Origin of the sequence: Streptomyces sp. NPDC005728, from assembly GCF_040630895.1 — a bacterium.
Lineage (GTDB): Bacteria > Actinomycetota > Actinomycetes > Streptomycetales > Streptomycetaceae > Streptomyces.
This window is the reverse complement of the sequence record NZ_JBEXYL010000028.1, coordinates 91,859-102,353: the sequence shown is the minus strand read 5'-3', so window position 1 is coordinate 102,353 and position 10,495 is coordinate 91,859. Positions and strand designations below refer to the sequence as shown.

The window sequence follows — 10,495 nt, the reverse complement described above, 5'->3', positions numbered from 1 at the left end:
ACTCGGTGGTGGTCAGCGAGCGCAGTGCTTCGCGTACCGCAGCGGGCGCGGTGATGATCAGTGATTTGATCTGGTTGGTGGTCTGGGCCGCGCGACAGCCTGCGCTTCTGACGGCGCGTGAGGCCCGGTTTCTTCGGCTGGGTCTGCGTGTCCGTGTCGGTCATGGGGTCAGGAGGCGGACGGCGAGGCGGCGGCGGAGTGGTACGGGCCGATCCACTGCTCGTAGATCTTCTTGTAGGTGCCGTCGGCCTTGGCGTCCTTGAGGGCCTTGTTGATCGCGGCGAGCAGCGCCGCGTTGCCCTTCTTCACCGTGAAGCCGTACTGCTCACCGGTGTTGAGGTTGTCGACGACCTTGAAGGCGTCGGCGTTGGCCTTGTCCTTCAGCCAGCCCTGGACGACCGGGTAGTCGATGATCACGGCCTGGACCTGGCCGGTGCGCAGGCCGTTGAGGACCGCGTCGGAGGAGTGGAAGGAGACCGGGTCGTAGCCCTTGCCCCTGGCGTAGTCCTCGCCGGTGGTCTGCGCCTGGGCGCCGAGCTTCTTGCCCTTGGCCTTGACATCGGCGAGCGAGTTGACGCCGGCCTTCTTGTCGACCAGTACGGCCTGGGTGGCCTCGAAGTACGGGTCGGAGAAGTCGACGTTCTTCTTGCGCTCGGCGGTGATGGTCATACCGGCGGCGGCCAGGTCGCACTGGCCGGAGTTGAGGAAGGCACCCGTCTTGAAGTTCTCGAACGGGGTGTCGAGGACCTGCTGCTTGACACCCAGGTCCTTGGCGACGAGGTCGATGAGGGAGACGTCGAAGCCCTGCACCTTGCCGTCGATCTCCGACTGGAACGGCGGGTACGGCAGGTGGGTGCAGGTGGTCAGCTGACCGGCCTTGGCGAGGTGGACCCCCTTGACGGTGGTCTTGCCGCTCCCGGAGTCGCTGGAGGAGCAGCCGGCCACGAGCACGAGCCCGGCCGTCGCGGTGGTGGCGGCCAGAAGGCGGGTCCGGCGTCCGAGCGTTTTCATGGGGGATCTCCATATGGGGGAACTGTGGGTTCCGATTATAAGGAAGAGTTTGAGTCTCTCAAATCAAACCCATGGTTACGAGGCCGTCCGACTTAAGATCGGTGGAGTCGACGCCCGTGAACCTCCGTGAACGAAGAGAGCAGTGCCATGACCCATCCCTTCCTCGACCTGCCCCCGCTGGACGCCGGGCGGTTCGCCGCCATCGAGGACCGGGTGGCCCGGCTGCTGGACACCCGGCAGGACGTCGTGATCACCCAGGGCGAGGCGCTGCTGCCGCTGGAGGGTGCGATCCGCTCGACGGCCGGTCCCGGCACGACAGCACTGAACGTGATCACGGGCCCGTACGGCCAGACGTTCGGGAACTGGCTCCGGGACTGCGGGGCGACGGTGATCGACCTCCCGGTGCCCTTCCACACCGCGGTGACGGCGGCCCAGGTCCGGGAGGCCTTCGCCGCCCACCCGGAGATCGACTTCGTGTCCCTCGTCCATGCGGAGGCGGCGACCGGCAACACCAATCCGGTCGCGGAGATCGGCGAGGCGGTGCGGGAGCAGGGCGCGCTGTTCTACCTGGACGCGGTCGCCTCCGTCGGGGCGGAGCCGGTGCTGCCGGACGCGTGGGGCGTGGACCTGTGCGTGATCGGGGCCCAGAAGGCGATGGGCGGCCCGGCGGGCGTGTCGGCGATCTCGGTGAGCGAGCGGGCGTGGGCCCGTATGACGGCCAACCCGAACGCGCCGCGCCGCTCCTACCTCTCCCTCCTCGACTGGAAGGAGCGCTGGATCGACGGCGGCCGCAAGGCGCTGCTGCACGCGCCCGCCCAGCTGGAGATGCTGGCGCTGGAGGCGTGCCTGGAGCGGATCGAGTCGGCGGGCCTGGAGACGGTGATGGCCCGGCACCGCGGCGCCGCGCTGGCCGTGCGCGCCGGCGTGGCGGCCCTGGGCGGGGGCCTGGAGCCGTACGTGTACGAGGCGAAGGAGGCGGCACCGGTCGCGACGACCCTGCGCGTCCCCGCCGGGGCGGTGGCGTCGGAGCTGGTGGCGCGGGCCCTGGAGAGCGACCCGGCCCTCCCCCTGGCGGCGGGCGGCGGCGCCCTGGCCAAGGAGATGATCCGGGTCAACCACTACGGGCCGGACGCGAGCCCGGGTGCCGTGTACAGCTGCCTGGAGGCCCTGGGCGCCGCCCTCGCCGAGCGCGGGCTGACGGTGGACCTGGCGGGAGCCCGCCGCGCGGCGGACGAAACCTGGCGATAAACGACCTGAATTCAAATAGGTTTCACAATTCCTGCGAATTTATTGAACGATAGCTTCCCGTCTTCTTCTGCCCGCTTTTTGCGAGGCTAAACAACAAGGTTTCGCAGGGATTTCGAGGCTGTGACACACTCCACAACCGTGGGGATTTGTCATGGTTTGCCATGGGGTAACTCAGACATTTCACCTACACCGCCTCTCGCACCGGTCAACCCGCCCGTGCATTTCTGAATTTGCCTCGCTAAATTCGTGCCGCATGACTGCCGCACCAGCAGACCTGTTCATCGACCGACCGACGGTGGCCGACGGGGCCGCGCTCTGGCGTCTCGCCAAGGATTCGAAAACCCTCGACCTGAACTCCTCGTACAGCTATCTGCTGTGGTGCCGGGACTTCGCCGGCACCTCGGCGGTGGCGCGCGGCACGGACGGCGAGCCCGTCGGATTCGTCACCGGGTACGTGCGGCCCGACCGCCCCGACACCCTGCTCGTCTGGCAGGTCGCCGTCGACGCCGCCCACCGGGGTCGCGGCATCGCCGCCCGGCTGCTGGACGGGCTGACCTCCCGGCTCGCCGCCGAGCGCGGCATCACCCGCGTCGAGACCACCATCGCCCCCGGGAACACCGCCTCCGAGCGCCTGTTCACCTCGTTCGCCGCCCGCCACCGCGCGGACCTGACCCGGGAGGTGCTGTTCCCCGCCGACCTGTTCCCGGACGGCCCGCACGACCCCGAAGTCCTGTACCGCATCGGCCCGTTGACCCCCTCCACCTCGCACTGAGGAGCGATTCACCGTGACCATCACCCAGCCCGACCTCAGCGTCTTCGAGACCCTAGAGTCCGAGGTGCGCAGCTACTGCCGCGGCTGGCCCACCGTGTTCGACCGTGCGCAGGGCAGCCGTATGTACGACGAGGACGGCCATGCGTACCTCGACTTCTTCGCCGGGGCCGGCTCACTCAACTACGGACACAACAACCCGGTACTGAAACGGGCGTTGATCGACTATCTGTCCCGGGACGGTGTCACCCACGGCCTGGACATGTCGACCACGGCCAAACGGTCCTTCCTGCAGGCCTTCCAGGACCTGGTGCTGCGCCCGCGCGACCTGCCCTACAAGGTCATGTTCCCGGGGCCGACCGGCACCAACGCGGTGGAGTCCGCGCTGAAGCTCGCCCGGAAGGTGAAGGGGCGGGAGGCGATCGTCTCCTTCACCAACGCCTTCCACGGCATGTCGCTGGGCTCCCTGGCCGTCACCGGCAACGCCTTCAAGCGGGCCGGCGCCGGCATCCCGCTGGTGCACGGCACGCCGATGCCGTTCGACAACTACTTCGACGGCACGGTCCCGGACTTCCTCTGGTTCGAGCGGCTCCTGGAGGACCAGGGGTCCGGGCTCAACAAGCCCGCCGCCGTGATCGTGGAGACCGTGCAGGGCGAGGGCGGCATCAACGTGGCGCGGCCGGAGTGGCTGCGGGCGCTCGCCGACCTGTGCGAGCGGCAGGACATGCTGCTGATCGTCGACGACATCCAGATGGGCTGTGGGCGTACCGGCGCCTTCTTCTCCTTCGAGGAGGCGGGCATCACGCCCGACATCGTCACGGTCTCCAAGTCGATCAGCGGGTACGGCCTGCCGATGTCGCTGTGCCTGTTCAAGCCCGAACTCGACGTCTGGGAGCCGGGCGAGCACAACGGCACCTTCCGCGGCAACAACCCCGCGTTCGTCACCGCCACCGCGGCCCTGGAGACGTACTGGACCGACGGCTCCGCCATGGAGAAGCAGACCCGCGCCCGCGGCGAGCAGATCGAGCAGGCGCTGATCTCCATCACCGAGGAGAACCTCGCCGACGTGAAGGAGTACCGCGGGCGCGGACTCGTGTGGGGCCTGGAGTTCCACGAGAAGGCGCGGGCCTCCCGGGTCGCCCGGCGCGCCTTCGAGCTCGGGCTGCTCATCGAGACGTCCGGCCCGGAGGGCGAGGTCGTCAAGCTGCTGCCCGCGCTCACCGTCACCGCCGACGAGCTGGACGAAGGTCTCAGCGTCGTCGCCCGGTCCGTCCGCGAGACCGCCTAGCACCATCCACCGAGGAGGAAGCACAGCATCGTGATCGTCCGATCGTTCAAGGACATCGAAGGCACCGACCGGCATGTGAAGGCCGCGTCCGGCACCTGGGAGAGCAAGCGGATCGTCCTCGCCAAGGAGCGGGTCGGCTTCTCCCTGCACGAGACCATCCTGTACGCCGGGACCGAGACGTCGATGTGGTACGCCAACCACGTCGAGGCCGTCGTCTGCACCCGGGGCGAGGCCGAACTCACCGACCACGAGGCCGGGAGGACCTACACGATCACCCCCGGCACCATGTACCTCCTCGACGGGCACGAGCGGCACACGCTGCGGGTCAAGGAGGACTTCCACTGCATCTGCGTGTTCAACCCGCCCGTGACCGGACGGGAGGACCACGACGAGAACGGCGTCTACCCGCTGCTCACCGAGCCCGAGGAGGTGTGACACCCATGACCACCGTCACCGACCTGTACCCCAGCCGCGCCGCCGCCGAGGTGACCGTCCCGCGGCAGGACCCGGTCGTCTGGGGCTCCCCGGACACCCCGGGGCCGATCCCGGCCGCCGGCCTCCGGGCGTACGAGCGCGACGGCTTCCTCGCCGTCGACCAGCTGATCACCCCCGACGAGGTCGAGGTCTACCGGAGTGAGCTGGACCGGCTGGTCGCCGATCCGGCGATCCGGGCCGACGAGCGCGCGATCGTCGAGCCGGCGTCGCAGGAGATCCGCTCGGTCTTCGAAGTGCACCGGATCAGCCGGGTGTTCGCGAACCTGGTGCGGGACGAGCGGGTCGTCGGCCGGGCCCGGCAGATCCTCGGCTCCGACGTGTACGTCCACCAGTCCCGGATCAACGTCAAGCCGGGCTTCGGCGCGAGCGGCTTCTACTGGCACTCGGACTTCGAGACCTGGCACGCCGAGGACGGCCTGCCGAACATGCGCACGGTGTCCGTCTCGATCGCGCTGACCGAGAACCACGACACCAACGGCGGCCTGATGATCATGCCGGGCTCGCACCGGACGTTCCTGGGCTGCGCCGGGGCCACGCCGAAGGACAACTACAAGAAGTCGCTGCAGATGCAGGACGCGGGCACCCCGTCCGACGAGGCGCTGACCCGGCTGGCGAGCGAGCACGGCATCCGGCTCTTCACGGGCCGGGCCGGTTCGGCGACCTGGTTCGACTGCAACTGCATGCACGGCTCCGGCGACAACATCACGCCGTTCCCGCGCAGCAACGTCTTCATCGTGTTCAACAGCGTGGAGAACACGGCGGTGGAGCCGTTCGCGGCACCGATCCGCAGGCCTGAGTTCATCGGCGCGCGCGACTTCACTCCGGTGAAGTAACCCCCCGAGCACCGGGCCGGGGCCTCCTCGTGTGGGACGGGAGGCCCCGGTCCGGTCGTGTCAGTGGGACAGCGCGTCCAGCAGGCGGTCCACGTCCGCGGGCGTGTTGTACAGGTGGAAGGCCGCGCGCAGGTTGCCCGCGCGGTCGGAGACCTCGATGCCGGCGCGGCTCAGTTCGGGCTGGCGGCCGCCGAGTCCGGGCACCGAGACGATCGCCGAGCCGGGGGCGGGCACGGGCGCGCGGCCGAGGGCGGCGAGTCCGGCCCGGAACCGGTCGGCGAGGGCCACGTCGTGGGCGTGGACGGCGGCCGCGCCCAGCTCCTCGATCAGGTCGAGGGAGCGGCGCAGGCCCGCGAAGGTGAACAGGGCGTGGGTGAGGTCGAACCGCCGGGCGGAGTGGGCGAGTTCGGCGACCGGGCCGTAGCAGCTGTCCCACGGCCGCTCGGCGGCGACCCAGCCCGCGAGCACCGGGGTCAGCCCGCCGAAGTCCTCGGGGACCGTGAGGAAGGCCGCCCCGTGCGGGCCGAGCAGCCACTTGAAGGAGACGGCGGCGGTGAAGTCGTAGGCGTCCGCGTCCATCGGCAGCCAGCCGGCGGCCTGGGAGAAGTCGACGTAGGTGCGCGCGCCGTGCTCGCGGGCGGACTCCCGGAGGGCGGGCAGGTCGGCGATGCGCCCGTCGGCGGACTGGGCGGCGCTGACCGCGACCAGCGCGGTGCCCGGGCGGACGGACTCGGCGATCCGCTCCAGCGGCACCGAGCGGACCTTGAGGTCGCCGCGGACGTGGAAGGGGTTCAGCACGGAGGTGAAGTCGTCCTCGGCGGTGAGGACTTCGGCACCGGCGGGCAGCGAGGCGGCGATCACACCGGTGTGCGCGGCGACCGAGGCGCCGGCCGCGACCCGGGTGGCCGGGACCCCGGCGAGCCGGGCGTAGGCGGCCCGGCAGGCCTCCACGTCCTCGTACAGCGAGGTCAGCGGCCGGCCTTCGGCCCGCAGCAGCGCCGCCTCGTGCAGGGCGGCGACGGTACGGGCCGGCAGCAGGCCGTTGCTGGCGGTGTTGAGGTAGGTGCTCCTCGGGGTGAACTCGGCGCGGACGAGGCTCTCGAACGTCTCCGTGGTCTCCATGGGTCCACTCTGCGGCCCCAGGAAGTAGTAGTCCATTGCGGATTTTTACGTGGATCCGCTTAGGAGCGCTTATACGTCCGCGCCGACCTGCGGTTTCTCAGTGCTGAGGCACCGCGCACCCGTCCGGTCCACAGGCCGCCCCGTCTCCTTGGTCCCCCTGGTCGACCAGCTTCAGCGGGGACCGCTCGCCCCAGGCCTGGGTCAGTGCCTGGGCGAAGACCTCGGCGGGCTGGGCGCCGGAGACGCCGTAGGTGCGGTCGAGGACGAAGAAGGGCACGCCGTTCGCGCCGAGCTGGGCGGCCTCGCTCTCGTCGGCGCGGACCTCGTCGGCGTACGCGGCCGGGTCGGCGAGCACCGCGCGGGCGGCCTCCGCCTCCAGTCCGGCCTCCACGGCCAGCTCCACGAGGAGCTCGTCGCCCCCGGTGAAGAGCGAGCGCTCCTCGGCGAAGTTGGCCCGGTACAGGGTCTGGATCAGCTCGTCCTGCCTGCCCTGCTCCTTGGCGAAGTGCAGCAGACGGTGCATGTCGAAGGTGTTGCCGTGGTCGCGGCCCCGGGTCCGGTAGTCCAGGCCCTCGGCGGCGGCCTGGGCGCCCAGGCTGTCCTCGGCGGCCTGGGCCCGTGCCTCGTCCATGCCGTACTTCTTGGTGAGCATGGTGATCACCGGCTGCACATCGCCCTTGGCGCGGCCCGGGTCCAGCTCGAAGGAGCGGTGCACCACCTCGACCTCGTCGCGGTGCGGGAAGGCGGCCAGAGCCTTCTCGAAGCGGGCCTTGCCCACGTAGCACCACGGGCAGGCGATGTCGCTCCAGATCTCGACGCGCATGTCTCGGCTCTCTCCAGGTCGTACGGGCACGGAGGCTCTCTCCACGTACGTGAACCTTCAAACAGCCCCGTTCATTCCCCGGGCACCCGGAAGCGCAGGAAGAGGTGGTGGTCGCCCTCGGCGGGCGGGTTCTCCGGGTCGGGGATCCAGCCCTGGCGGGTGTAGAAGGCCTGGGCGCGGGCGTTGTCCGTGTGCACGTCGAGCACGGCCGTCCGCTTGCCGTCGGCCCGCCACTCCTCCACGCAGGCCGTGTGCAGGGCCGTGCCGATGCCGGAGCGCCAGTGGTCCGGGTCGACGTGGAACTGGAACAGCTTGACCGTGTCCGCGGGTGCGCCGTCCGGGGTGCGGAAGGAGGCGATGCCGGAGATCCGGCCCTGCGCGACGGCGCACAGCACATGCCCGTCGGGGCGCTCGATGGAGCCGCGCCAGGCCTCGACCCAGTCGAAGTCGGCCTGGGGAAGGCCGTCCGGGTAGTAGGTCGAGCGGGCCCGGACGTGCAGATCGGCGATGGACTCGGTCTCGGCGGCCACGGCGGTGCGGATCACCAGGGCGTCGGTCACACGTTCACTGATCATGCAACGGAGGACGTGACGGCACCGGGCCCGGTTCCATGACGGCTGAGCCGGGCCCTGCAGGCACTCTGCGTGAGAACCTGCCCACCCTGACGTTCGCCCTCATCTTCCGTCTCTCAGGTCGCTCGGCCAGGCAGGGCTGAACGCGAGGTGGTCATAGGTGACCACACAGCCCTCCCCCATCGGCGACTGAGTCATGAAGCCGACCAGCGCCGCGCCGGTCTCCTTCTCCTCGCCGAGGGTGAAGAGCCGGACGAAGGTCCAGCGCTCGCCGTCCGGGGAGGCGTGGAAGGCGAAGGCCCGCCCGGTCCGGCTGACCCGCAGCCATACCGAACTCCCCTCCACGGAGAAGGAGTTCGCGTCGTCGGAGTGTCCCCGGGTGACCACCGTGCAGACGGTGGGCACGTCCGGGGAGTACTCCAGACAGAGCTTGGCCCAGGCGCGGTCGCCGACGTGGACGTAGAGGACACCGGCGTCGAAGGACGCGTTGAACCCGACGGTGACCCGGGCTGCCAGCTGGAAGTCGCCCTCGGGCGCCCCGAGCAGCCGGGGCGCGTCGGAGGCGGGCTCCTCGGCTTCACCGGTGGGCGGCACGAACCGGTCCTGCCGGGGGCCGGCCCACCCGGTGAGCACACCCCCCTCGTAGGACCAGTTGCCGTCGGGCCCGTAGGTCCTCAGGGGGAAGGGGAGTTCGGGAAGTTCCACGTCCATTGCGCGAGTGTCCCAGGTTCCTTTTCGTCCGTCCCGTGAATGTGTTCAGCGTTCGAGGACGCCGTTGAACCGGCGCGGGAGGCCCAGCGGGTTGCCGTCCTTCAGTTCGGCCGGCAGCAACGCCTCGGGCGCGTTCTGGTAGGCGACCGGCCGCAGCCACCGCTCGATGGCCGTCCCGCCGACGGACGTCGACGTCGAGGTGGTGGCCGGGTAGGGACCACCGTGGTGCTGGGCCGGAGCCACCGCCACGCCCGTCGGCCATGCGTTCACCAGGACACGGCCCGCCAGCGGCGTCAGCTCGGCAAGGATCTCGGCACCACGGCCCTCGCCGGCGGCCTCCTCGGCCGAGAGATGCACCGTCGCCGTCAGGTTGCCCGGCAGCCGCGACAGCACCGCCGTCGCCTCGCCCTCGTCCTCGTAGCGGACCACCACGGTGACCGGTCCGAAGCACTCCTCAAGCAGCAGGTCGTACGCGCCCTGCTCGGCCAGCCTGCTCGCGGGCACCGTGAAGAACCCCGGGCTGACCGTGTGCTCGCCGCCCGCGCCCGGCGTGACCGGCGAGTCCACCTCGGGCAGTTGTACGCGCTCGGCGACGCCCGCGACGAAGTTGTCCCGCATGCGGTGGTCGAGGAGGACACCCGCGTCGGTGTCGCTGACGGCGTCCGTGAGCGCCTTGACGAGCCCGTCGCCCGCGGCGCCGGACGGCACCAGCACCAGGCCCGGCTTGACGCAGAACTGGCCGACGCCCAGGGTCATGGACCCGGCCAGCCCGGAGCCGATCGCCTCCGCCCGCTCGGCCGCCGCCGCCTCGGTCACCACGACCGGGTTCAGCGAGCCCAGCTCACCGTGGAACGGGATCGGCACCGGTCGCGCGGCGGCCGCGTCGAACAGGGCACGCCCGCCGCGCACCGAGCCGGTGAAGCCCGCGGCGGCGACCAGCGGGTGCTTGATCAGCTCGACGCCCGCCTCGAAGCCGTGCACGAGCCCGACGACGCCCTCGGGGATGCCGTGTTCGGCGGCGGCCCGGCGCAGCACCTTGGCGACCAGCTCGGACAGGCCCGGGTGGTCGGGGTGGGCCTTGACGACCACCGGGCAGCCCGCGGCCAGCGCGCTCGCGGTGTCGCCGCCCGCCACGGAGAAGGCGAAGGGGAAGTTGGAGGCGGAGTAGACGGCGACGACGCCCAGCGGGACCTTGTAGCGGCGCAGGTCCGGTATCGGCGGGGTGGCGGTGTCGTCGGGGTGGTTGATGACGACGTCCAGGAAGGCGCCCTCGTCGACGATGCCGGCGAAGGCGCGCAGCTGGTACGCCGTGCGGGCGAGTTCGCCGGTCAGCCGGACCGGGCCGAGGGCGGTCTCGGCGTCGGCGGTCTCGATGAGGCCGTCCTTGGCCGCTTCGAGGCCGGCGGCGGCCGAGCGGAGGAAGGCGGAGCGCACGGTGCGGTCGGCGAGCGCGCCGCGGACGGCGTGCGCCGCGCGGACAGCCGCGTCCACCTCCAGGGCTGTGGCCTCCACCGCAACCTGTTCACGCTGCTTCCCGGTACGCGGGTCGACACTCCAGACTGGTGCTGCTGCCACCGCGGATCCCTCCAAGTAAGGCCGCAATTCCTGGGTCAATCATCCAGC

Annotated in this window: 11 protein-coding genes; 5 read left to right on the top strand and 6 right to left on the bottom strand. The window is 70.7% G+C overall.

Translation table 11 applies throughout. The features are described 5' to 3' along the window. Positions 1-168: 168 nt before the first annotated feature. Entirely contained in the window at positions 169-1,011 is an 843-nt protein-coding gene (locus ABZ471_RS20745) for a transporter substrate-binding domain-containing protein (RefSeq protein WP_359068238.1), read from the bottom strand. 147 nt (positions 1,012-1,158) lie between these two features. Between ABZ471_RS20745 and ABZ471_RS20740 the strand changes: the two genes are divergently transcribed. From ABZ471_RS20740 to thpD, 5 genes are all read left to right on the top strand, one after another. Beyond that, positions 1,159-2,259, top strand: coding sequence for an aminotransferase class V-fold PLP-dependent enzyme (locus ABZ471_RS20740; protein ID WP_359068237.1), 1,101 nt, complete (start codon positions 1,159-1,161; stop codon positions 2,257-2,259). A gap of 253 nt (positions 2,260-2,512) precedes the next feature. Continuing rightward, positions 2,513-3,031, top strand: a complete 519-nt coding sequence (ectA, locus tag ABZ471_RS20735; RefSeq protein WP_359068236.1) for a diaminobutyrate acetyltransferase — start codon at positions 2,513-2,515, stop codon at positions 3,029-3,031. A 13-nt stretch (positions 3,032-3,044) separates the two neighbouring features. Continuing rightward, entirely contained in the window at positions 3,045-4,316 is a 1,272-nt protein-coding gene (gene ectB / locus ABZ471_RS20730) for a diaminobutyrate--2-oxoglutarate transaminase (protein WP_359068235.1), read from the top strand. A 30-nt stretch (positions 4,317-4,346) separates the two neighbouring features. Then, on the top strand, positions 4,347-4,751 hold the full coding sequence (locus tag ABZ471_RS20725; RefSeq protein ID WP_359068234.1) for an ectoine synthase: 405 nt from the start codon (positions 4,347-4,349) through the stop codon (positions 4,749-4,751). Between the two features lie 5 nt (positions 4,752-4,756). Further along, the gene (gene thpD / locus ABZ471_RS20720; RefSeq protein ID WP_359068233.1) at positions 4,757-5,644 is read left to right on the top strand and encodes an ectoine hydroxylase; all 888 of its coding nucleotides are present in this window, start codon (positions 4,757-4,759) and stop codon (positions 5,642-5,644) included. Between the two features lie 60 nt (positions 5,645-5,704). Here thpD and ABZ471_RS20715 read toward each other — a convergent pair whose 3' ends face one another. The 5 genes from ABZ471_RS20715 to ABZ471_RS20695 form a co-directional block, all read right to left on the bottom strand. Continuing rightward, positions 5,705-6,766, bottom strand: a complete 1,062-nt coding sequence (locus tag ABZ471_RS20715) for an aminotransferase class V-fold PLP-dependent enzyme (protein ID WP_359068232.1) — start codon at positions 6,764-6,766, stop codon at positions 5,705-5,707. 97 nt (positions 6,767-6,863) lie between these two features. Continuing rightward, the gene (locus ABZ471_RS20710) at positions 6,864-7,589 is read right to left on the bottom strand and encodes a DsbA family oxidoreductase (protein WP_359068231.1); all 726 of its coding nucleotides are present in this window, start codon (positions 7,587-7,589) and stop codon (positions 6,864-6,866) included. Positions 7,590-7,660: 71 nt separating this feature from the next. Next, positions 7,661-8,164 (bottom strand): GNAT family N-acetyltransferase, encoded by a 504-nt coding sequence (locus ABZ471_RS20705; RefSeq protein ID WP_359068230.1) that lies wholly within the window; start codon positions 8,162-8,164, stop codon positions 7,661-7,663. A 99-nt stretch (positions 8,165-8,263) separates the two neighbouring features. Continuing rightward, on the bottom strand, positions 8,264-8,872 hold the full coding sequence (locus ABZ471_RS20700; protein ID WP_359068229.1) for a DUF1349 domain-containing protein: 609 nt from the start codon (positions 8,870-8,872) through the stop codon (positions 8,264-8,266). 45 nt (positions 8,873-8,917) lie between these two features. Then, a complete protein-coding gene (locus ABZ471_RS20695) occupies positions 8,918-10,447 on the bottom strand; it encodes an aldehyde dehydrogenase (NADP(+)) (protein ID WP_359068228.1) in 1,530 nt (509 codons plus the stop codon). Between the last annotated feature and the right edge of the window lie 48 nt (positions 10,448-10,495).

Bases quoted from the DNA above. Each gene is read 5' to 3' on its own strand.
- ABZ471_RS20745 (WP_359068238.1), bottom strand. From the start codon at position 1,011: ATGAAAACGCTCGGACGCCGGACCCGCCTTCTGGCCGCCACCACCGCG.
- ABZ471_RS20740 (WP_359068237.1), top strand. From the start codon at position 1,159: ATGACCCATCCCTTCCTCGACCTGCCCCCGCTGGACGCCGGGCGGTTC.
- ectA (WP_359068236.1), top strand. From the start codon at position 2,513: ATGACTGCCGCACCAGCAGACCTGTTCATCGACCGACCGACGGTGGCC.
- thpD (WP_359068233.1), top strand. From the start codon at position 4,757: ATGACCACCGTCACCGACCTGTACCCCAGCCGCGCCGCCGCCGAGGTG.
- ABZ471_RS20715 (WP_359068232.1), bottom strand. From the start codon at position 6,766: ATGGAGACCACGGAGACGTTCGAGAGCCTCGTCCGCGCCGAGTTCACC.
- ABZ471_RS20710 (WP_359068231.1), bottom strand. From the start codon at position 7,589: ATGCGCGTCGAGATCTGGAGCGACATCGCCTGCCCGTGGTGCTACGTG.
- ABZ471_RS20705 (WP_359068230.1), bottom strand. From the start codon at position 8,164: ATGATCAGTGAACGTGTGACCGACGCCCTGGTGATCCGCACCGCCGTG.
- ABZ471_RS20700 (WP_359068229.1), bottom strand. From the start codon at position 8,872: ATGGACGTGGAACTTCCCGAACTCCCCTTCCCCCTGAGGACCTACGGG.